The following is a 21,721-nucleotide window of genomic DNA, read 5'->3' on the forward strand; positions in this document are numbered from 1 at the left end:
CAGGCTTTTCGCAGACGCATGGAAGGACGACATTAACGCCCTTTCTTCTTACGTCCTGGCTGCGCAAAGCGCTTACGCGACGCGGCGTTACCTTCCGGTTTATCGGAGTTTTTCGTTTTGGTGACAGCCGGTTTAGCCGCCGGTTTTTTAGCCTGAGCCGGTTTTGACTGCGTTTTTTTCGTCGGTTTATCTTCCGAGGACGAGTTTTCAATCAGCTTAAATAACTCGATCAGCTCATCATCGGTCAGGTCGCGCCATTCGCCCAGCGGCAATCCTTTCAGATTGATGTTCATGATGCGCACACGTTCAAGCTTAGTGACTTCAAAACCAAAGTGCTTAGTCATACGGCGGATCTGACGGTTAAGCCCCTGCACCAGCGTAATGCGAAACACCATCGGCGCTTCTTTTTTCACTTTGCACTTTTTGGTCACGGTACCGAGCATCGGCACACCTGCGCCCATACCGGCAATAAACTCGTCAGTGATCGGCTTGTTGACGGTCACGATGTATTCTTTTTCGTGGTCGTTACCGGCGCGCAGGATTTTATTGACCAGATCACCGTGGTTGGTCAGTAAAATCAGGCCCTGTGAATCTTTGTCCAGGCGGCCAATCGGGAAGACGCGTTTGCTGTGGTTAACGAAATCGCGGATGTTGTCCCGCTCACCTTCTTCCATCGTGGTGATGATGCCGACAGGCTTGTTCAGCGCGATAAGCACCAGATCTTCTTCATCACGCGGCTCGATAATCTGACCATTCACTTTCACCACATCGCCGGAAAATACCTGAGCCCCTACCGCGGCACGCCTGCCGTTAATAAAAACATTTCCCTGTTCGATGTAACGATCGGCATCGCGGCGCGAGCAGATCCCGCTCTCGCTAATGTATTTGTTAAGACGAATGGAGGAGTCGGTCAGCATTGAGCAAAGCACCTTCAGAAAAACGCGAACTATACCTTATCCGGCGCGGGTTACGAAGTCTGAGAGAAGAAAATCGTGACCGGTTACCGGGAAAGAGAAAAACCGGAAACAGTAAAAAAGCGCCCCGGAAGGCGCTTATACAATGTCTACAATCTGTCGCAGAACCGGGCGGACTTATTCCACGGTCACAGATTTCGCCAGGTTACGTGGCTGGTCGACGTCAGTCCCTTTAATCAGGGCAACGTAGTAGGACAGCAACTGTAACGGCACGGTGTAGAAAATCGGTGCGACAATTTCTTCAACGTGTGGCAGCTGGATAATCTTCATCCCTTCGCTGTCGGTGAAACCGGCATCCTGATCGGCGAAGACATACAGCAGACCGCCACGGGCGCGCACTTCTTCGATATTCGATTTCAGTTTTTCCAGCAATTCGTTATTAGGTGCAACGACAATCACCGGCATATCCGCGTCAATCAGCGCCAGCGGGCCATGTTTCAGCTCGCCCGCCGCATAAGCTTCTGCGTGAATATACGAAATTTCTTTGAGCTTCAGCGCACCTTCCATCGCGATCGGATACTGATCACCGCGACCGAGGAACAGCGCGTGATGCTTATCAGAGAAGCCTTCAGCCAGAGATTCGATGGTTTTATCCAGCGACAGCATTTGTTCGATACGTGCAGGCAATGCCTGAAGCGCGTGAACGATATCGTGCTCGACTTGCGGACTCATCCCTTTCAGGCGGCCCATGCGTGCCACCAGCATCAGCAGAACGGTCAGTTGCGTCGTGAACGCTTTGGTGGAGGCCACGCCAATTTCTGTGCCCGCCTTGGTCATCAGCGCCAGATCGGACTCACGAACCAGAGAAGAACCCGCCACGTTACACACCGCCAGGGAACCGAGATAACCCAGCTCCTTGGACAGACGCAGCGCTGCCAGCGTATCGGCGGTTTCACCCGACTGAGACAACGTGATGATCAGGCTGTTCGGACGAACTGCGGATTTGCGATAGCGGAATTCAGAGGCGATTTCGACGTCGCATGGCATACCGGCCAGCGATTCGAACCAGTAACGCGCCACCATGCCGGAGTTATAAGAAGTCCCGCAGGCGATAATCTGCACGTGCTGAACACGCGATAAGATTTCGTCAGCTTTTTCGCCCAGCTCGCTCAGATTCACTTCGCCGTGACTGAAGCGCCCTTCAAGGGTGTTTTTAATGGCCAGCGGTTGTTCGTAAATCTCTTTTTGCATGTAGTGACGGTAAGCGCCTTTATCACCGGCGTCGTACTGCACTTTAGATTCGATTTCGGTACGTTCTACAGCATGACCATTTTTGTCATAAACACTGACAGAACGGCGCTTAACCTCAGCAACATCCCCTTCTTCCAGGAACAGGAAGCGGCGGGTCACGGGTAACAGCGCCAGCTGGTCGGAAGCGATAAAGTTTTCACCCACGCCACGACCAATCACCAGCGGACTGCCGGAACGGGCGGCGACAAGAATGGACGGGTCACGCCGGTCCATCACGACGGTGCCGTATGCGCCGCGCAGTTGCGGAATTACGCGCTGAACGACTTCCAGCAGCGTGCCGCCCTGAAGTTGTTCCCAATGCACCAGATGCGCGATGACTTCGGTATCCGTTTCAGAATCAAAACGGTAGCCGCGTTCAGTCAGTAATTCACGCAAAGGTTCGTGGTTTTCGATAATACCGTTATGCACCACCGCAATGTAATCAGACACATGCGGGTGAGCATTGGCTTCAGAAGGCTCGCCGTGGGTTGCCCAGCGCGTGTGGGCAATACCGGTGCCACCGTGTAAAGGATGTTCATCCAGTGCATCGGCCAGCATCTGGACTTTGCCCAGACGACGCAGACGTCCCATTTTTCCGTCGGCATCAATCACAGCCAGACCGGCTGAGTCATAACCGCGGTATTCGAGACGGCGTAAACCTTCCAACAAAATTTCAGCAATATCGCGTTGCGCTACAGCGCCTACAATTCCACACATCAGTTTTATTCCTATAGAAGGTCTTTCGGGACCTTTTTTGATGCCTGACCTGATTTATCCACAAGCCCCGTTTTCCGGTGTACTTGCGGTTCCCCGAGCCTTGTAGAGAGTTGGGGATTATTATGTTTTGGTCTGCATTTCGACGAAAAAACGCAGACCAAAACACAACGAGATAAACACACATCAGGCGCAGAAAACTGCGCCTGAATGCTTAAATCTCAGAATAGCTTATTTTTTATTCACCGGTTTCTGCCAGTCAGGTTTATGCACCTGCGGCACACGGCTCAACAGAAGGCCATTGTCCGGCACATCGCGCGTAACGGTGGTACCCGCTGCGATAGTCACGTTGTTACCCACGGTGACGGGCGCGACTAGCTGCGTGTCAGAACCGACGAAGACATCATTCCCGATGACCGTTTTGTATTTGTTCACGCCGTCGTAGTTACAGGTGATAGTGCCCGCGCCGATATTCACGTTGTCGCCAATCTCGGCATCGCCAAGATAAGAGAGGTGACCGGCTTTAGAACCTTTACCCAGACGCGCTTTTTTAATTTCGACGAAATTACCGACATGCGCGCCTTCAGCCAGTTCAGCGCCAGGGCGCAGGCGGGCGAACGGTCCGACGGTACAACCGCTTTCCAGAACGGCATCTTCGAAGACACTGTACGGGCTGACTTCACAGTCATCGCCAATCACACAGTTCTTCAGCACGCAGCCTGAACCGATTTTGACGCGATCGCCCAGTTTTACCAGGCCTTCGATAATCACGTTCGTGTCGATCACCACATCAATGCCGTGTGCCAGTTCGCCGCGCAGATCAAACCGCGCCGGATCCATCAGCATTACGCCTTCCAGCAACAGACGCTCAGCCTGTTCGCTCTGATATACGCGCTCGAGACGGGAAAGTTGCAGACGATTATTCACGCCGTCCACTTCGCTGTTTCGTGCCGGATGAACGGTGGCGATCAGATGCCCTTCCGCGTGCGCCATCGCAATAATATCGGTGATGTAGTATTCACCCTGCGCATTATTGTTATTCAGCTGACCGAGCCAGCGTTTGAACGACGCCCCGTTTGCCACCAAGATACCTGTGTTAATTTCCTGAATTTTCAGCTGTTCTTCACTGGCATCTTTTTGCTCAATGATGCCGGTGACAATGCCGTTCTCACGAACGATACGTCCATAACCGGTCGGGTCATCCAGCACAACGGTCAGTAAACCAATGCCACCTTCAGGTTTGGCTTTGAGTAACTTGTTCAGAGTGTCGACAGAAATCAGCGGAACGTCGCCGTACAGCATCAGCACATCTTCATCATCGGCAAAGAACGGCGCTGCCTGCTGCATCGCATGGCCGGTGCCCAGTTGCTCAGCCTGCAATACCCAGTTCAGATCACTGCCTGCCAGATTTTTCTTCAGTAAATCGCCGCCGTGGCCATAGACCAGATGCACGTTCCGTGCACCCACTTGCGTGGCCGCATCAATGACGTGCTGAACCATTGGCTTGCCAGCCAATGGATGAAGAACTTTCGGAAGGTTGGAGTACATGCGTGTCCCCTTGCCCGCGGCAAGGATCACCACACTCAGTGCGCTGTTCGACATAGGTAACCTGACAAATCCAATTTGAGTGACAAAAGTAACCCGTTCATTGCACGGATTACTACATATTTCGCTTCAAAAACCGCCCGCAGACCGCAGCCTGCAAGGGTTGTACGCTACATAGACTACACCAAAAAAACTGAGGGTAAAGTGTCGATTAATCACGCAAGTATTCCACTAAAAGCGAGAATTTGCGTTGGGAAAAATACTGAAAGTGCACTTTATTAAAAGCAAAAAAAAAGCGACCCGAAGGTCGCTTTTCTAACTGATGTCGTTACATCGCTTTTCTGGTCAGTTCGATAACGCGAAGTTTCGCGATCGCCTTAGCCAGTTCCGCTGACGCCTGAGCGTAATCAACGTCGCCGTGAGAACCACTAATGTGTTCTTCCGCTTTGCGCTTAGCTTCAAGCGCGCGCGCTTCGTCGAGGTCTTGCCCACGGATTGCAGTATCAGCCAACACGGTCGTTGCATTCGGCTGCACCTCAAGGATGCCACCGGAAAGATAGATATACTCTTCTTCACCGTGTTCTTTAACAATGCGCACCATGCCAGGCTTGATGGCGGTGAGCAGCGGAGCATGCCCCGGAAAAATACCCAGTTCGCCTTCGCTACCCGTCACCTGGATTTTTTGTACCATGCCGGCAAACATACGTTTTTCAGCACTTACAACATCCAGATGGTAAGCTTTTTCAGCCATGTCATCCTCTCTCACAACAAGCTAGCGTTACAGTTTCTTGGCTTTTTCCACTGCTTCATCAATGGTGCCAACCATGTAGAACGCTTGTTCCGGCAGGTGATCGTAGTCGCCGTCCATAATACCTTTGAAACCACGAATGGTGTCTTTCAGCGATACGAACTTGCCCGGAGAACCGGTGAAGACTTCGGCCACGAAGAATGGCTGGGAAAGGAAACGTTCGATCTTACGCGCACGGGATACAGCCAGTTTGTCATCTTCTGACAACTCATCCATACCCAAAATCGCGATGATGTCTTTCAGTTCCTTGTAACGTTGCAGAATAGACTGCACGCCACGAGCCACATCATAGTGTTCCTGACCAACAACCAGTGGATCCAGCTGACGGCTGGTAGAATCCAGTGGGTCAACCGCCGGGTAGATACCCAGTGACGCGATCTGACGGCTCAGTACCACGGTCGCATCTAAGTGAGCGAAGGTGGTGGCTGGGGATGGGTCAGTCAAGTCATCCGCAGGAACGTAAACGGCCTGTACGGAAGTGATTGAACCACTTTTGGTCGAGGTGATACGTTCTTGCAGAGCGCCCATCTCTTCCGCCAGTGTTGGCTGATAACCTACCGCAGAAGGCATACGGCCCAGAAGTGCGGACACTTCGGTACCGGCCAGGGTATAACGGTAAATGTTATCAACGAACAACAGTACGTCACGACCTTCATCACGGAATTTCTCCGCCATGGTCAGGCCGGTCAGTGCAACGCGCAGACGGTTACCTGGTGGCTCATTCATCTGACCATAGACCAGGGAAACTTTGTCGATAACGTTCGATTCGGTCATTTCGTGGTAGAAGTCGTTACCCTCACGAGTACGTTCACCCACGCCTGCAAACACAGAATAACCGGAGTGCTCGATCGCGATGTTACGGATCAGCTCCATCATGTTTACAGTTTTACCTACACCCGCACCACCGAACAGACCGACTTTACCGCCCTTAGCGAACGGACACATCAGGTCCATAACTTTGATACCGGTTTCCAGCAGTTCCTGGGAGTTTGCCAGCTCTTCATAAGAAGGCGCAGCACGGTGAATCGCACGACGTTCTTCTTCGCCGATTGCACCTTTCATGTCGATTGGTTCACCCAATACGTTCATGATACGACCCAGAGTTGCCACACCCACCGGGACTTCAATTGGGTGTTCCAGGTTGTTCACTTTCAGACCGCGACGCAGGCCGTCTGAGGTACCCATTGCGATACAACGAACAACGCCGCCGCCTAACTGTTGCTGTACTTCCAGCACCAGTTTGGAGGTACCGTTTTCTACCTCAAGAGCATTGTACACGTTCGGTACTGCATCCTGAGGGAACTCGACGTCCACCACGGCGCCGATTACCTGGATAATCTTTCCAGTAGCCATCTTGAATCCTCTACGTAATTCGTAAACCTAGCTTAAACCGCGGAGGCTCCCCCGACGATCTCGGTGAGTTCCTGAGTGATGCTGGCCTGACGAGCTTTGTTGTATACCAACTGCAGCTCTTTGATCAGGCTGCCGCCGTTATCGGTTGCGGCTTTCATCGCTACCATTCGCGCGGCCTGTTCGCTGGCCAGGTTTTCTACGACGCCCTGATAAACCTGGGATTCCACGTAGCGACGCAGGAGGGTGTCCAGCAGTGCTTTAGGGTCCGGCTCATACAGGTAATCCCAGGATTTCTTCGCCAGTTCGCCGTCTTCTGCCGGTGGCAGTGGCAACAGCTGAACGATGCGGGGTTCCTGAGACATGGTATTGATAAATTTATTGCTGACAACGCATAACTTGTCTAAGCGACCTTCGTCGAAAGCCTGCAACATCACTTTCACCGGTCCGATCAGTTCTGACAGAGAAGGGTTATCCCCCATGCCAGTCACCTGAGCAACAACGTTGCCCCCCACGGAGCCGAAGAAAGAGGCTGCTTTGGAACCGATCAGTGCGAGATCAACTTCAACACCTTTTTCGGACCAGCCTTTCATCTCTGACAGCAGCTTTTTGAACAGGTTAATGTTCAGACCACCACAAAGACCACGGTCGGTAGACACCACCAGATACCCGACGCGCTTAATTTCACGCTCATCCAGGTACGGGTGCTTGTATTCCAGATTACCAAGTGCGAGGTGACCAATCACTTCACGAATGGTTTCTGCATAAGGACGGCTGGCCGCCATGCGATCCTGCGTTTTACGCATTTTGGAGGCGGCGACCATTTCCATCGCTTTAGTGATCTTTTGCGTGTTTTGCACGCTGCTGATCTTACTACGTATCTCTTTTCCGCCGGCCATCTCTGCTTCTCCTCAAGACCAAACGGCCTGCCGGCTTTTAATACCAGCAGGACCGTCTAGTGTTACCAGGACTGGGTTGCTTTGAAGGTATCGAGGATATTTTTGAATTTACCCTCGATCTCATCGTTATACGCACCAGTTTGGTTGATTTGCTGCAGAAGCTCGCCGTGCTCACGGTCGGCGTAAGCCAACAGTGCCGCTTCGAAGCTACCGACTTTAGACAATTCAACGTCTTCCAGATAACCACGTTCTGCTGCAAAGATAATCAGAGACTGCGCAACGATTGACATCGGAGCGTATTGTTTCTGCTTCAGCAGTTCGGTCACTTTCTGACCATGGTTCAGCTGTTTACGCGTTGCTTCGTCCAGATCTGATGCGAACTGCGAGAACGCAGCCAGCTCACGATACTGTGCCAGAGCGGTACGAATACCACCGGACAGTTTCTTCATGATCTTAGTCTGAGCAGCACCACCAACACGGGATACCGAAATACCCGGGTTAACCGCAGGACGAATACCGGCGTTGAACAGGTTGGATTCCAGGAAGATCTGACCATCAGTAATCGAGATTACGTTGGTCGGAACGAACGCGGAAACGTCACCCGCTTGCGTTTCGATAATTGGAAGCGCAGTCAGGGAACCGGTTTTGCCTTTCACTTCACCCTTAGTGAATGCTTCAACATACTCAGCGTTAACACGCGCAGCACGTTCCAACAGACGGGAGTGGAGATAGAAAACGTCGCCTGGGTAAGCTTCACGACCTGGTGGACGACGAAGCAGCAGGGAAATCTGACGGTAAGCAACAGCCTGTTTAGACAGGTCATCATAAACGATCAGTGCGTCTTCGCCGCGGTCACGGAAGTATTCACCCATTGCGCAACCGGAGTACGGTGCCAGGTATTGCAGTGCAGCAGATTCTGATGCAGTTGCAACAACAACGATGGTGTTTGCCAGTGCGCCGTGCTCTTCCAGTTTACGAACCACGTTAGAAATGGTGGACGCTTTCTGGCCGATAGCCACATAGATACATTTGATGCCGGAATCGCGCTGGTTGATGATCGCATCGATCGCCAGAGCTGTTTTACCGGTTTGACGGTCGCCGATGACCAGTTCACGCTGACCACGACCGATTGGGATCATGGCATCAACGGACTTATAACCTGTTTGCACAGGTTCATCTACGGACTGACGTTCGATAACGCCAGGTGCGATCGCTTCAACAGCTGAGAAGCCGTCGTGCTCTACCGGACCTTTACCGTCAATTGGTGCACCCAGGGTGTTAACAACGCGACCTAACAGGCCACGGCCAACTGGAACTTCCAGGATACGACCCGTACATTTTACTTTCATACCTTCGGCGAGGTCAGCGTAAGGGCCCATTACAACGGCACCTACAGAGTCGCGCTCCAGGTTCAGGGCGATAGCGTAGCGGTTACCCGGCAACGCAATCATTTCGCCTTGCATGACATCGGCTAAGCCGTGCACGCGGATGATCCCGTCACTGACGGAAACGATAGTACCTTCATTGTGAGCTTCGCTCACCACATTGAACTGAGCAATGCGCTGCTTGATCAGTTCGCTGATTTCGGTGGAATTCAGTTGCATGCTCCAGTCCCCTTAAGACTGCAAGACGTCTGCCAGGCGTTCCAGACGACTGCGAACGCTGCCATCAATCACCATATCACCTGCACGGATTATGACACCGGCAAGAACAGACTTGTCAATTTTGCAATTCAGCTTAACTTTGCGAGACAGACGTTTTTCCATCGCAGCAGCAATTTTTGCCTGCTGTTCTTCCGAAAGCGGATTTGCTGAGGTCACTTCTACTTCAGCAACAGCCTCCAGAGAGGCGCGCAGTTCGATGAACTGCTCCAGCACTTGCGGAAGAACGCGTAAACGTCCATTTTCAGCCATTACCTTAATCAGGTTTTGGCCTGCGTCGTCGAGTTCGTCACCACATACGGCAATAAACGTTTTAGACAAAGCTTCAGGCGCGCTAGCACCGGAAAGCAGTTCTTCAATTTGTTCATTGCGCGTGACTTCAGCCGTGAACGCTAACATGGACTGCCAGCGGTCTAAGCTTTGGTGCTCAACGGCAAAGTCAAAAGCTGCTTTGGCGTAGGGGCGAGCTACAGTTACAAATTCAGACATCAGCCCCTCCCTCCTTACAGTTCAGCGACCAGTTTATCAACGATGTCGCTGTTAGCAGCTTCATCCACGGAACGTTCGATGATCTTCTCGGCGCCAGCAATAGCCAAAATCCCGACTTGCTTACGCAACTCTTCACGGGCACGTTGGCGTTCGGCGTCGATCTCTGCCTTAGCTTGCGTCACGATCTTGTTACGTTCCTGCTCGGCTTCAGCTTTTGCTTCGTCGACGATTTGGGCTTTACGCTTATTCGCCTGATCGATGATTACCTGAGCTTCAGCTTTGGCTTTCTTCAGTTGGTCGGTCGCATCGGCTTGCGCTAAGTCCAGCTCTTTCTTGGCGCGTTCAGCAGAAGATAAACCTTCAGAAATTTCTTTCTGACGTTTTTCGATGGCAGCCATAATTGGCGGCCATACGTACTTCATGCAGAACACGACAAACAGGACGAACGCGATAGCCTGGCCGAGGATTGTTGCGTTAAGATTCACAGCACAATGCCTCTTTCAAAGTGAATTATTTGATGTAGTTCGATTAACGCTGAGCGAACTCAGTGTTAGGCGACAGCAAACATCACATACAGACCCAGACCAACCGCAATCATTGGGATTGCATCGACCAGACCCATAACGATAAAGAACTGTGTACGCAACAGAGGGATCAGGTCAGGCTGACGTGCAGCACCTTCCAAGAATTTACCACCCAAGATGCCGATACCGATCGCAGCACCGATTGCCGCCAGGCCCATCATCACAGCGGCAGCCATGTACAGCAGATCCATACTCAGGTTTTCCATGACAGTCTCCAGTTTGTTTCAGTTAAAACGCAGTAGTGTTGAAAGAAAATCAGTGTTTTTCAGATGCCATCGAGAGATAGACAATCGTCAGAACCATGAAAATAAAGGCTTGTAGCGTAATAATCAGGATGTGGAAAATGGCCCAAGGCACATTCAGGATCCACTGTGACCACCACGGCAACAGGCCAGCAATAAGGATGAAGATCAACTCACCCGCATACATATTGCCAAACAGTCGCAGACCCAGTGAAACTGGTTTGGACAGCAGGCTGACACCTTCAAGAATCAGGTTTACCGGAATGAAAACCGGATGATTGAATGGCTGCATTGTCAGTTCTTTAATGAAACCGCCAAAGCCTTTCATCTTAATGCTATAGAAAAGAATCAGAATGAATACGCCAAGTGCCATGGACAACGTGATGTTCACGTCAGCCGTAGGAACCACACGCAACGCTGGCAGACCAAGCCATTTCTCACCGATAGTCGGCAGCAAATCGATTGGCAGCAAATCCATCAGGTTCATCATAAACACCCAGACGAAGACGGTCAGCGCGAGAGGTGCAATCACTTTGCTTTTGCCGTGATACATGTCACGCACGCTGCTGTCGACGAAACCAACGACCAGTTCAACTGCGGTTTGCAGTTTACCCGGGACACCGCTGGTAGCGTTTTTGGCTACGCGATGGAAAATAACCAGAAAGAGTACTCCGAGGAACACGGAGAAAAACATCGAATCGATGTTAATCGACCAGAATCCCGTCCCGATCTGAAGCTGAGTCAGATGGTGACCGATATACTCTTGTGGAGTAGAGATTTCTCCTGATGCAGACATGATGCCTCTTACCCTTTAGTAGTTAAGTTCGGTAACTGTTAATGACGGCCGGTGCCACAATCTGTGTCATCAACACCGATAAATAGGCCAACCCCAACGGAGTAAATGCCGCCTTAAACAGGCCAAGTGCGATAACCATTAAGATCACGGTAACCAGCACCTTCAGCGCTTCTCCGATAGCAAAGGACCAGGCAACCCGTCCAGAGACCGTTGTTTGCGCCTGGTGGCGCCATGCAAACAGCATAAACAGTACATTTGGCACCCAGGCAGCCAAACCACCCATAAGAGCCGATGTGGTCCATTCCAGGCTTTTAAAACCAAATACTGCACTGAGCAGAACAAAGGTCAATAACTGCAGTATCAACAGCTTTCTGGCAACCTTCACACTATTTGTACTGTGTAAAATACCGGATACAGACATGACGTTTGTTCTCTCCGTATCAAGTACCTAGCTGGAGGTAGACTGAATGCCGTATATCACTGCCTTTACTGTTTTGAGTCAAGCAGCAAAAACCGAGCAAATTATACGGTGCACAGGGACGAATTCAATGGATAAGTAGCGAAAAGGTGAACAATTATTTAAATTTTTCCCTTCACGACTATTTTGACAACCAAACTATAGCTGAATTTGCCCTTTTTGGTTTGATACGGTTATTTCATCACCCGATAAAGAAGCGTGCACTGGATCACATAATTAACTCAGACCACTTTATATACCCTGCACAGTTTCAATGTCTTTAGCTAATCAGGCCTTTCAAAACCTTTATAAATCAATTTGTTAATAAAACACCGTTCGTTAAACAAACTTATTTAAAAATAACTACGATTTATTGACACAACAACCCAACAAATAACAACATTTTCATTACAAATTGAATATCAGAGGATTGATGACCGTTCAGTTTCAAAAGTGACTATTACAGTCCTGATTAAAAAAAACATCCCTGAAATGCTATCAGTCTGTAAAAAAGTGGTGATCAAGACTTCTTCACCCCTATATAATTAGCCTGCTCATTTTAACTGTGTTAACACAGGCATTTTTTAAATATTATTTGATAAAACGCAACTTTAGTTTGAGCGAAGAATGACGAGATGACGTTCACCGTCAAGTTCTGGTACCTGCAGTTTTATGACGGATTCCAGAGTAATACCTTCCGGTAAGACAGCCAGCTCATCATCAGGACTGACCCCTTTCAGAGCATAAAAACGCCCCTGCCCTTTTTGCGGCAGATGATGGCACCAGGAAAGCATGTCCTGCAGCGAGGCAAAAGCACGGCTGATCACCCCATCAAACGGCGGCTCTGGCTCAAACTCTTCCACACGGCTTTGTACCGGGTCAATATTCTTCAGTCCCAGCTCATGCTGAACCTGACGCAGGAAGCGTACGCGCTTACCGAGGCTGTCCAGCAATGTGAAGTGTGAGTCCGGGCGGACAATGGCGAGAGGAACACCTGGCAAACCGGGACCTGTACCGACGTCAATGAATCGGCTGCCTTGCAGGTGTTCATTCACAACAATGCTGTCCATGATATGACGAACCAGCATCTGCATCGGGTCACGAACTGACGTCAGGTTGTAGGCTTTGTTCCACTTATGCAGCAGTTCAACATAGCCAATCAGTTGCTGTTTTTGCTGATCGGGTAACGCTATTCCTGCCGCAGCAAGCAGCGAGTCCAGTTTCTTTTGCACAGTGAATCCTCAGACAGAGTCGATATTCCGGGAACAGCCCGGTTGAGAAATGATAAAACACTCAGAAAGATGGAAAAAGTAAGAACTGACCGCCGATTTGATTCAAAGGGCGGTCATAAGAGATGTGATTTATGCGCTGCGGCGCAGTAAGCCTTGTTTTTTAAGCCAGATCAGTAAGATCGAGATAGCAGCCGGTGTAATACCCGAGATCCTCGTTGCCTGACCAATCGAGGTCGGCTTGTGATCATTAAGTTTGGCAATCACTTCATTTGAAAGACCATTCACCTGGCGGTAATCAAGATCAAGCGGCAGCAGGGTATTTTCGTTACGCTGCTGTTTCTCGATCTCTTCCTGCTGACGGGCAATATAGCCTTCATATTTGATCTGAATTTCAACCTGTTCTGCCGCCTGCATATCCGGAACAGAAGGTGCGAACGGGGAAAGGCTTGTGATCAACCCATAGGTCATTTCAGGACGACGCAGTAACTCTTCCGCACTGGCTTCCTTAGAAAGTGGAGCAGACAGATGCGCGTTAATTTCTTCAACCTGTGCATGGTGCGGGTTCACCCAGATACCACGCAGGCGCTGACGTTCCTGCTCGATCATTTCCAGTTTTTCATTGAAGCGCGCCCAGCGTGCATCATCAACCAGACCCAACTCGCGACCCTTTTCTGTCAGGCGTAAATCGGCATTGTCTTCGCGCAGCATCAGACGGTACTCGGCACGGGAAGTAAACATGCGGTACGGTTCTTTAGTGCCCAGGGTACACAGGTCATCAACCAGTACACCGAGATACGCCTGGTCACGGCGCGGTGCCCAGCCTTCCAGCTCGGTAGCACAACGGGCAGCGTTCATACCGGCCAGTAAGCCCTGCGCTGCAGCTTCTTCGTAACCGGTGGTGCCGTTGATCTGTCCTGCAAAGAACAGGCCGGCGATAAATTTGCTTTCCAGCGTGGGTTTCAAGTCACGCGGATCGAAGAAATCGTATTCAATCGCATAACCCGGACGAACGATGACGGCATTTTCCATCCCCTGCATAGACCGGACGATCTGCATCTGCACATCGAATGGCAGGCTGGTGGAAATTCCGTTTGGATAAACTTCATTGCTGGTCAGGCCTTCCGGTTCAAGGAAGATCTGATGAGAATTGCGATCGGCAAAACGCATGACCTTATCTTCGATCGACGGGCAGTAACGCGGGCCGATCCCTTCGATGATCCCGGCATACATCGGGCTGCGATCCAGGTTATTGCGGATCACGTCATGGGTTTTTTCGTTGGTATAGGTCATGTAACACGGGATCTGGCGCGGATGTTGCGACACGTTGCCCATGAATGAGAATACCGGAGCCGGATTATCTCCGTGTTGTTGTGCCAGCACGCTGAAATCAATGGTGCGGGCATCGATACGCGGAGGTGTACCGGTTTTAAGACGGTTAACGCGTAAAGGCAATTCACGCAGGCGCTGAGACAAGGAGATCGCAGGAGGATCCCCTGCACGGCCGCCACTGTAGTTCTCCAGACCGATGTGGATCTTCCCATCCAGGAAGGTACCGACGGTCAGTACTACGGATTTAGCGCGGAATTTCAGACCCATTTTGGTCACAGCACCCACGACACGATCGTTTTCGACGATCAGGTCTTCAACAGGTTGCTGGAAGAGAGTCAGGTTTGGCTGGTTCTCCAGTGCAGTACGTACTGCCTGACGATACAGAACGCGGTCAGCCTGGGCTCGTGTTGCCCTGACAGCGGGGCCTTTACTCGCGTTTAGTATCCTAAACTGAATGCCCGCATGATCGATAGCCGTAGCCATCAGTCCGCCCAGTGCGTCCACTTCTTTTACCAGATGTCCTTTCCCGATCCCGCCAATTGCCGGGTTACACGACATCTGTCCCAGCGTGTCGATATTGTGGGTTAATAATAAGGTCTGACGTCCCATACGGGCAGAAGCCATGGCGGCTTCAGTACCTGCATGACCACCACCTATGATGATGACGTCAAATTGATCCGGATAAAACATGCGACTGCACCTCAGCGTTCAAGCGAACTTTCTTTGTATGGCGTTGGGAGGAGGGATTCTACTCAAGTTTTGAGCTTCCACAAGTCCCCGGGGATCTTCACTAATTAAAAGAAGATCTTTTTTATTTAAAGATCTCTTATTAATACTTCTATTAAGATCGCGATCCTCTGTGCATAAGTCTTTTTTGTTTATGAAGATCAGTATGCTAAGAAGGATCGAATGCTGTGAATGATCGGTGATCCTGGACAGTATAAGCTGGGATCAGAATTGAGAGTTATGCACAGCATGAAAAGCGTACAGGAGTTGTTAGAGGGATAACTACGGGTTTTACCCTGCTTTTAAGCATAGTTATCCACATCTGAATGCCTGAAATTTACACTTATTTGATCAAATTAATCCAGTTGATCACCCAAACCTCAGCCGGATCCTCAGGGATTTCGTGTTGAGTCACGTCGATCTCAAGACGATCACCGATCCGTTTTGCCCCTAATGACGTCAGTTTTTGATCCAGAGAACTGATCGCGCCACAGAAGGTGTCATATTCACTGCTGCCCAGACCTAATGCACCAAAGCGCACTTTTGACAGATCAGGCTGCCCGTCTTCCAGCTGCTCCATAAAAGGTTGCAGGTTATCAGGCAACTCGCCAGCACCGTGTGTCGAGCACACAACCAGCCAGATCCCTTCCTGCGGAACTTCATATAGCTCCGGGCCATGGAACGTCTGGGTTGTAAAACCGGCTTCTTCCAGTTTCTCAGCCACGTGTTCTGCTACATATTCGGCACTGCCAAGCGTACTGCCACTGATCAGGGTAATGTCAGGCATGATGCTCTCACCCGGGAAAAGGAGGCTATTGTACGCTGTGAATGAGCTGGGATCTACCTGTGGATAATAGGGGTATAGAAATCAGTACTCAGGGCTGGATGGTGCGTGTGATGGGGTTCTGCAGGGAGATCAGGGTCTCGGTTGACTGGATCTCATCAATTGTCTGGATCTTGTTGATAAGTACGTGCTGAAGGGAATCAATCGAGCGGCACATGATCTTAATGAAAATACTGTAATGCCCGGTGGTGTAATAGGCTTCGACCACTTCTTCTATACTCTCGAGCTTTTTCAAAGCCGAAGGATAATCCTTGGCGCTTTTTAAAATGATGCCGATAAAGCAGCACACGTCATAGCCCAGCTGCTTGGGATTAACGGTGATGTGCGCGCCGGTAATGATGCCGGCCTGCTTCATTTTCTCGACGCGGACGTGGATGGTTCCCGGGCTGACCGTGAATACTTTTGCCAGTTCTGCATAAGGGGTACGGGCGTTATCCATCAACGCATTCAGGATCCCGCGATCCAGCTCATCGAGCGGATAGATTTCAGTCATGGTTATCTTTCTCTGTAGGCTTAATTTCGCTGCCAGCGACGTTGTACGCGGCTTTTAACACCGGTATCAAAGCGCCAGATATGATCGAAGATGCGCAGAATTCCTGGCTTGCCGTAATGTGACATTGCCAGAGCATGAAAGCGATGCTGCTTTTCTTTTTGCAGCGCTCTGACTTTTCTTTGCACCTCATCAGGCAGACGCTGGGCGATAAAATCGGAAATGACGACGGCATCGGCATCGTGCCATTGTGGCGAAGCCAGTTTATCCAGAGTGGCATTCAGGCAGGCTGCCAGATCGGTTCCGCCGCGAAAATGCTGGCCCAGAAAACGCAATGCCTGATCCAGGCCGCCGTTGGACGTCAGTTCATAATGGATCACTTCGCTGGCAAACAGCATGATGTAACAGCGTCGGTTATCCGCCAGGGCGATTTTCAGCAATGCCAGGCAGAACGCTTTGGCGCATTGCTCGTTAAAGCCGCCCATAGAACCCGAGGTGTCGACGCAGACCACAAAAGGCCCGCGCGGTTGCGGTTCCTGCTGCTGATAGACTACCGGGCGTTTGACCACTTTCTCGCGCCAGACATCGCCTTGCAGGCGATAGGTCATCAGACGCTTTTCCAGCAGGCGTCGGTAAAATTCGTATTCGAGTTCGGGCAGCCCCAGCATCACCAGCTCAGTCGGCATCAGACGCAAAATATCATCGCTCTGATGAATACCGTTCACTTCTTCCGGTACCGTTGCTGGCTCACGCACCATCAGCCGGTGCGTTTCCATTTTCGCATCTTCATGCGGGCTGGTTTTGACGGTCTGGCTGCGCCCCAGTTGCTCGGCCAGATGCATCAGTTCAGGCTGCTGCTGGAGAAATGCCCCGAAACGCGCCAGCGACTGAATATCGCCCCGCATGCGCTTTCCTTTACTCATATCCCATAAACGACCGGCTGCCGTATCGTTCTCTGCTAATAAAGGAGAGAACTCGCTGCTGAGCTCCAGGCGTTGCAACAATTCTTCCTGCAACTGCTCCTGTTCCTGCTCGAGCAATTGCTGATGAACGTTCACCGTCTGGAAGGTCAGATTCAGGCGCCAGCGTTGCAGGAACAGGGTCTGAAAGCTGCTGCCTGTATTGGCTGTGCGGGAGGCTTCGTGGTTTTCCTGTAACGTGCGGGCTTCAGTGAGAAAGGGAGAATTCAGCCGCCCGAGTTCGGCCAGAAGTGACGGCAGTTCAGTCTGGAATGTCACGGCATTCGTCTGCTGGGCATGCTGATAAAGATAGAACTCTTTCGCCAGCTCTTCCGGCACAGGGGTTTCGTGGATCCTCTGGCGAAAGCGCATCTTCCATTCGGGGAGATCTTGGGTCAGCGCCCGCTTGAGACGCGGGAACTTCTTGAAGAAAACCGCCATTGCGGGTGCAGCCAGCAGGCCGATGATCGATTCTTCAATCAGTTCAGCCTCGCTGATGGCCAGCAGTAGATCCAGAGATTCCAGGCTGAACATGATCAGTGACCACTGAACGTCTGTTGTTGAAGGCGCAACTGTTCGGAGACCTGCAACAGACTGGCTTCTATTTTTGCCATCCATGCTGGCGGTACAAACAGACAGTTTTGCTGCTGGCCGAATTCATGCCTTTGCTGAGCCAGTTTTGCGCTGAGATCGCTGAGCGTATTTTTCATCTCATCGGGAACGGCGATATGTTCATTGCCCGGCAGGGTCAGCGGCGTGTTCTGGCGACTGACGTCCAGCACCAGCAATTGCTGTTTATCGTCGATTTCTAGATCAATGGTTTGGGCAAAGCCTATGCCATTCATTTTGGCTTTCAGGACGCCGCCTTTATTGAGCCACTCTTCCAGAACAATACGTTCAAATAAAAGATGTGTGACTTTAATGTCATGCAGATGCAAAGGCGTTTGCAGCAATAATGTCAGGCTGGAGGTGGTCATGGTATCGGGCAAAGAATATTGCGGTTTGCGGCTGAATATTCCGGCTTTCTTGCCGAGCTTGACGGACTGACGGGAACTTTGTTGCTGCTGATGTTGCATCCACTGCTGATTCAGTTGCTGGATTTTCATCAGCAAGGTTTGCTGCTGGAAAGCCTGCTCAGTGATCAGCTGTTCGATTTGTGTTTGCAGCAGGTTATAGGTGTTCAGGTCATGCCATAAACAGTCTTTGAGCAGGACAAGATCCACCGGTGTGATCGCATTCCGGCCACTGAAGAAGGCGCAGGCCTGTAACAGGCGCAGGGCCTTTTTCCAGCGACGGTCAGAGACATAAGGCGCGGTATCGAGGGCATCAAGACGCTGGCGCAACTGGAAAATCAGTTCAAAGCAGCTGTCTGAAAGCGTAACTTTGTCGATTTCGGGCTGCCATTGTTGATACTCTTCATCGCTGATACTCAGGGACTCTGCTACCGGATTGCTGCTTTCATTATTACGGCTGGTAAGCAGCGAGCGGAAATTTTGCTTATCCTGTACTTTATCCAGCCACAGACGGATCAGCATACGGTCATACAAAGCTTCCAGACCGCCGTCGGCTTCGGGTAATTCGTTGGAAGCACTGACCAGCAGACGCATCGGAATAGGGTCTTCGCGTTCGCCATTACGGAAACGACGTTCGTTGATGGCCGTCAGGAGCGTATTCAGGATGGCTGGCCCGGCTTTCCAGATTTCATCAAGGAAAACAATTTCGGCTTCCGGCAGATAACCTTCGGTCAGACGCAGATAGCGGCCTTCATCTTTCAGGGCCTGAATCGACAGCGGACCAAAGACTTCTTCCGGTGTGGAAAAGCGCGTCATAAGATATTCGAAGGCGCGGGCGTGGCGAAAGGCAAATTTCAGACGGCGGGCAATCAGACTCTTTGCAATACCCGGCGGGCCTAGCAGGAAAACGCTTTCACCGCACAGGGCGGCCAGCAGGCAAAGTCGTATGGCATCCTGCCGCTCGTACAGGCCATGTTCAAGTGCATTAGCAAGACGGGCGATCCGTTCTGCCAGAAGGGGAGATTGCGCCATACTGTCTCTTCCGGTTTCCATTTAGATGTTGAATAGTGTACTGGGTTCTTATGAGAAGCGACGATTATTTTTATCGTTATAGCTTGTTGATTACTAAAAATTTTCTATTATCAAAAATGTGACCTCGTTCATCAGAACGTCGGTTTAGCCTCACATTTAAGGGTAGGCAATCTGATTTATTCGTGCATACTGTGCGCCTTTTAGTGGGCATCATAAGACTGAGCGCACGCATCGCTTACAGATGTTCGAGCAAAAAAGAAAAGAAACGAAATATGAGCACTGAACATAAACGGTCACTCCCAGCAGTAACCCTGGCCGCCATTGGTGTGGTCTATGGCGACATTGGTACCAGTCCTCTCTATACCTTAAGAGAGTGTTTTTCCGGTCATTATGGTTTCAACGTTGAACCCAGCGTCGTTTTTGGTTTTCTTTCTCTGATTTTCTGGATGTTAATCCTCATTGTTTCGCTCAAGTACCTCACTTACGTGATGCGGGCGGACAACGCAGGCGAGGGCGGTATTCTGACGCTGATGTCTCTGGCTGGAAGAAACACCTCGGCACGTACCACCGCCGTTCTGGTCATTCTTGGCCTCATCGGGGGCAGCTTCTTCTATGGTGAAGTGGTGATCACCCCGGCTATTTCTGTTCTTTCCGCGATGGAAGGTCTGGAGATCGCAGCACCTTCACTTGATCCCTATATAGTTCCTCTTTCTATTACTGTCCTGACGCTGCTTTTCATTATTCAAAAGCACGGTACTGGCATCGTGGGCAAATTGTTTGCGCCAGTGATGTTGCTGTGGTTCCTGACGCTGGCGGTGCTTGGCGTCAACAGCATCATGCAGAACCCTGAAGTGCTTCGCGCCATGAACCCGATGTGGGCGGTTAACTTCTTTATTGAGCATAAGTCGTTTTCTTTCCTGGCGCTCGGTGCGGTAGTTCTGTCGATTACCGGCGTGGAAGCGCTGTATGCGGATATGGGCCACTTCGGGAAATTCCCGATCCGTCTGGCCTGGTTCACCGTGGTGCTGCCTTCTCTGGTGCTGAACTATTTCGGTCAGGGCGCATTGCTGCTGAAAAACCCCGAGTCGATTAAGAACCCGTTCTTCCTGCTGGCGCCTGACTGGGCATTAATTCCTTTACTGGTGCTGGCAACGCTGGCGACCATTATCGCGTCTCAGGCTGTTATCTCCGGCGTGTTCTCCCTGACCCGTCAGGCTGTGCGTCTGGGCTATCTGCCGCCAATGCGCATTATTCACACCTCAGAAATGGAAGCGGGCCAGATCTATATCCCTGCCATTAACTGGCTGCTGTATTTTGCGGTGGTTATTGTTATCGCCAGCTTCGAGCATTCCAGCAATCTGGCGGCGGCTTACGGTATCGCCGTGACCGGCACAATGGTGCTGACCAGCATTCTTTCCTGCACGGTGGCACTTAAAAACTGGCACTGGAAACCGTTCCTGGTCGGACTTTTGCTGATCGGTCTGCTGTTTATCGATATCCCGCTTTTCGCGGCGAATGCCACGAAACTGTTCTCCGGTGGCTGGTTGCCGCTGACGCTGGGTCTGTGCATGTTTATCGTCATGACTACCTGGAAAAGCGAGCGCTTCCGCCTTATGCGCCGCATGAACGAGCACGGCAATTCTCTTGAAGCAATGATCGCCTCCCTGGAGAAATCCCCGCCGGTTCGTGTTCCGGGTACAGCGGTCTATATGTCGCGCGCTATTAACGTCATTCCCTTTGCGTTACTGCATAACCTCAAGCACAACAAAGTGTTGCATGAGCGCGTGGTTTTGCTGACGTTACGTACTGAAGATGCGCCTTATGTGCATAACGTCCGGCGCGTCACCATCGAACAGCTTTCGCCGACGTTCTGGCGTGTGGTGGCGAGTTACGGATTTAAAGAGACACCAAATGTGGAAGAAGTCTTCCACCGTTGTGGTCTGGAAGGATTGCCATGCCGGATGATGGAAACGTCGTTCTTTATGTCGCATGAATCGCTGATCCTGACCAAGCGACCGTGGTATCTCTACTTCCGCGGTAAACTCTTTATGGCGCTCAGTCGTAACGCCTTGCGCGCACCGGATCAGTTTGAAATTCCGCCGAATCGCGTGATCGAACTCGGTACGCAGGTAGAGATTTAACGTTTGTTTCTGCCAGCCACAGGGCACCTTCGGGTGCCCTGTTTTATTTCATCCTCCCCTCATTAAATCGCTAAACCCAAATTTTCCGGCTGTTTGCTAATCATTCAGCGAAACGTTTCGACGCTGATCACAATTCCATCACAACTCCGTTGCCATGTCCGGTTAACTTTATAAACTCATCAGTGAGCGAAACGTTTCGCTGTAGG

Annotated in this window: 19 protein-coding genes; 1 reads left to right on the plus strand and 18 read right to left on the minus strand. The window is 51.0% G+C overall.

The features are described from left to right. Positions 1 to 32: 32 nt before the first annotated feature. The 18 genes from rluF to ravA form a co-directional block, all read right to left on the minus strand. A complete protein-coding gene (gene rluF / locus D6C13_RS16490; protein WP_120133796.1) occupies positions 33 to 917 on the minus strand; it encodes a 23S rRNA pseudouridine(2604) synthase RluF in 885 nt (294 codons plus the stop codon). Between the two features lie 174 nt (positions 918 to 1,091). Further along, positions 1,092 to 2,921, minus strand: coding sequence for a glutamine--fructose-6-phosphate transaminase (isomerizing) (gene glmS, locus D6C13_RS16495; RefSeq protein WP_120133797.1), 1,830 nt, complete (start codon positions 2,919 to 2,921; stop codon positions 1,092 to 1,094). 228 nt (positions 2,922 to 3,149) lie between these two features. Beyond that, entirely contained in the window at positions 3,150 to 4,520 is a 1,371-nt protein-coding gene (gene glmU / locus D6C13_RS16500) for a bifunctional UDP-N-acetylglucosamine diphosphorylase/glucosamine-1-phosphate N-acetyltransferase GlmU (protein WP_120133798.1), read from the minus strand. 271 nt (positions 4,521 to 4,791) lie between these two features. Further along, complete coding sequence (locus tag D6C13_RS16505; protein ID WP_101077831.1) at positions 4,792 to 5,214, minus strand: F0F1 ATP synthase subunit epsilon; 423 nt, start codon at positions 5,212 to 5,214, stop codon at positions 4,792 to 4,794. Between the two features lie 27 nt (positions 5,215 to 5,241). Continuing rightward, positions 5,242 to 6,624, minus strand: coding sequence for a F0F1 ATP synthase subunit beta (atpD, locus tag D6C13_RS16510; protein ID WP_095924049.1), 1,383 nt, complete (start codon positions 6,622 to 6,624; stop codon positions 5,242 to 5,244). A 32-nt stretch (positions 6,625 to 6,656) separates the two neighbouring features. Further along, complete coding sequence (gene atpG, locus D6C13_RS16515) at positions 6,657 to 7,520, minus strand: F0F1 ATP synthase subunit gamma (RefSeq protein ID WP_112290861.1); 864 nt, start codon at positions 7,518 to 7,520, stop codon at positions 6,657 to 6,659. Positions 7,521 to 7,582: 62 nt separating this feature from the next. Beyond that, positions 7,583 to 9,124, minus strand: a complete 1,542-nt coding sequence (gene atpA / locus D6C13_RS16520) for a F0F1 ATP synthase subunit alpha (RefSeq protein WP_013577682.1) — start codon at positions 9,122 to 9,124, stop codon at positions 7,583 to 7,585. A gap of 12 nt (positions 9,125 to 9,136) precedes the next feature. Next, the gene (atpH, locus tag D6C13_RS16525) at positions 9,137 to 9,670 is read right to left on the minus strand and encodes a F0F1 ATP synthase subunit delta (RefSeq protein WP_120133799.1); all 534 of its coding nucleotides are present in this window, start codon (positions 9,668 to 9,670) and stop codon (positions 9,137 to 9,139) included. Between the two features lie 14 nt (positions 9,671 to 9,684). After that, a complete protein-coding gene (gene atpF / locus D6C13_RS16530; RefSeq protein WP_120133800.1) occupies positions 9,685 to 10,155 on the minus strand; it encodes a F0F1 ATP synthase subunit B in 471 nt (156 codons plus the stop codon). A gap of 65 nt (positions 10,156 to 10,220) precedes the next feature. Further along, positions 10,221 to 10,460: a F0F1 ATP synthase subunit C gene (gene atpE / locus D6C13_RS16535; protein ID WP_004093904.1), complete on the minus strand. Its 240-nt coding sequence runs from the start codon at positions 10,458 to 10,460 to the stop codon at positions 10,221 to 10,223. A gap of 49 nt (positions 10,461 to 10,509) precedes the next feature. Continuing rightward, a complete protein-coding gene (gene atpB / locus D6C13_RS16540; RefSeq protein ID WP_120133801.1) occupies positions 10,510 to 11,292 on the minus strand; it encodes a F0F1 ATP synthase subunit A in 783 nt (260 codons plus the stop codon). A 22-nt stretch (positions 11,293 to 11,314) separates the two neighbouring features. Further along, the gene (gene atpI, locus D6C13_RS16545) at positions 11,315 to 11,713 is read right to left on the minus strand and encodes a F0F1 ATP synthase subunit I (RefSeq protein ID WP_120133802.1); all 399 of its coding nucleotides are present in this window, start codon (positions 11,711 to 11,713) and stop codon (positions 11,315 to 11,317) included. Positions 11,714 to 12,360: 647 nt separating this feature from the next. Further along, positions 12,361 to 12,981, minus strand: coding sequence for a 16S rRNA (guanine(527)-N(7))-methyltransferase RsmG (rsmG, locus tag D6C13_RS16550; RefSeq protein WP_120133803.1), 621 nt, complete (start codon positions 12,979 to 12,981; stop codon positions 12,361 to 12,363). A 129-nt stretch (positions 12,982 to 13,110) separates the two neighbouring features. Continuing rightward, positions 13,111 to 15,000, minus strand: coding sequence for a tRNA uridine-5-carboxymethylaminomethyl(34) synthesis enzyme MnmG (gene mnmG, locus D6C13_RS16555; RefSeq protein WP_120133804.1), 1,890 nt, complete (start codon positions 14,998 to 15,000; stop codon positions 13,111 to 13,113). A gap of 379 nt (positions 15,001 to 15,379) precedes the next feature. After that, on the minus strand, positions 15,380 to 15,823 hold the full coding sequence (mioC, locus tag D6C13_RS16565; protein ID WP_120133805.1) for an FMN-binding protein MioC: 444 nt from the start codon (positions 15,821 to 15,823) through the stop codon (positions 15,380 to 15,382). Between the two features lie 88 nt (positions 15,824 to 15,911). Further along, entirely contained in the window at positions 15,912 to 16,373 is a 462-nt protein-coding gene (asnC, locus tag D6C13_RS16570; protein ID WP_120133806.1) for a transcriptional regulator AsnC, read from the minus strand. Positions 16,374 to 16,393: 20 nt separating this feature from the next. Further along, entirely contained in the window at positions 16,394 to 17,863 is a 1,470-nt protein-coding gene (gene viaA, locus D6C13_RS16575; RefSeq protein ID WP_120133807.1) for an ATPase RavA stimulator ViaA, read from the minus strand. A 2-nt stretch (positions 17,864 to 17,865) separates the two neighbouring features. After that, positions 17,866 to 19,374 (minus strand): ATPase RavA, encoded by a 1,509-nt coding sequence (gene ravA, locus D6C13_RS16580; protein WP_120133808.1) that lies wholly within the window; start codon positions 19,372 to 19,374, stop codon positions 17,866 to 17,868. A gap of 272 nt (positions 19,375 to 19,646) precedes the next feature. Between ravA and kup the strand changes: the two genes are divergently transcribed. Further along, positions 19,647 to 21,515, plus strand: a complete 1,869-nt coding sequence (kup, locus tag D6C13_RS16585; protein WP_120133809.1) for a low affinity potassium transporter Kup — start codon at positions 19,647 to 19,649, stop codon at positions 21,513 to 21,515. Positions 21,516 to 21,721 lie beyond the last annotated feature (206 nt).

Origin of the sequence: Rahnella woolbedingensis (genome assembly GCF_003602095.1) — a bacterium.
Classification (GTDB): Bacteria; Pseudomonadota; Gammaproteobacteria; order Enterobacterales; family Enterobacteriaceae; genus Rahnella; species Rahnella woolbedingensis.

What these genes read in the sequence shown, in the direction of transcription:
- rluF (WP_120133796.1), bottom strand. Translation starts at nt 917, where the DNA reads ATGCTGACCGACTCCTCCATTCGTCTTAACAAATACATTAGCGAGAGC.
- glmS (WP_120133797.1), bottom strand. Translation starts at nt 2,921, where the DNA reads ATGTGTGGAATTGTAGGCGCTGTAGCGCAACGCGATATTGCTGAAATT.
- glmU (WP_120133798.1), bottom strand. Translation starts at nt 4,520, where the DNA reads ATGTCGAACAGCGCACTGAGTGTGGTGATCCTTGCCGCGGGCAAGGGG.
- D6C13_RS16505 (WP_101077831.1), bottom strand. Translation starts at nt 5,214, where the DNA reads ATGGCTGAAAAAGCTTACCATCTGGATGTTGTAAGTGCTGAAAAACGT.
- atpD (WP_095924049.1), bottom strand. Translation starts at nt 6,624, where the DNA reads ATGGCTACTGGAAAGATTATCCAGGTAATCGGCGCCGTGGTGGACGTC.
- atpG (WP_112290861.1), bottom strand. Translation starts at nt 7,520, where the DNA reads ATGGCCGGCGGAAAAGAGATACGTAGTAAGATCAGCAGCGTGCAAAAC.
- atpA (WP_013577682.1), bottom strand. Translation starts at nt 9,124, where the DNA reads ATGCAACTGAATTCCACCGAAATCAGCGAACTGATCAAGCAGCGCATT.
- atpH (WP_120133799.1), bottom strand. Translation starts at nt 9,670, where the DNA reads ATGTCTGAATTTGTAACTGTAGCTCGCCCCTACGCCAAAGCAGCTTTT.
- atpE (WP_004093904.1), bottom strand. Translation starts at nt 10,460, where the DNA reads ATGGAAAACCTGAGTATGGATCTGCTGTACATGGCTGCCGCTGTGATG.
- atpB (WP_120133801.1), bottom strand. Translation starts at nt 11,292, where the DNA reads ATGTCTGCATCAGGAGAAATCTCTACTCCACAAGAGTATATCGGTCAC.
- atpI (WP_120133802.1), bottom strand. Translation starts at nt 11,713, where the DNA reads ATGTCTGTATCCGGTATTTTACACAGTACAAATAGTGTGAAGGTTGCC.
- mnmG (WP_120133804.1), bottom strand. Translation starts at nt 15,000, where the DNA reads ATGTTTTATCCGGATCAATTTGACGTCATCATCATAGGTGGTGGTCAT.
- mioC (WP_120133805.1), bottom strand. Translation starts at nt 15,823, where the DNA reads ATGCCTGACATTACCCTGATCAGTGGCAGTACGCTTGGCAGTGCCGAA.
- asnC (WP_120133806.1), bottom strand. Translation starts at nt 16,373, where the DNA reads ATGACTGAAATCTATCCGCTCGATGAGCTGGATCGCGGGATCCTGAAT.
- viaA (WP_120133807.1), bottom strand. Translation starts at nt 17,863, where the DNA reads ATGTTCAGCCTGGAATCTCTGGATCTACTGCTGGCCATCAGCGAGGCT.
- ravA (WP_120133808.1), bottom strand. Translation starts at nt 19,374, where the DNA reads ATGGCGCAATCTCCCCTTCTGGCAGAACGGATCGCCCGTCTTGCTAAT.
- kup (WP_120133809.1), top strand. Translation starts at nt 19,647, where the DNA reads ATGAGCACTGAACATAAACGGTCACTCCCAGCAGTAACCCTGGCCGCC.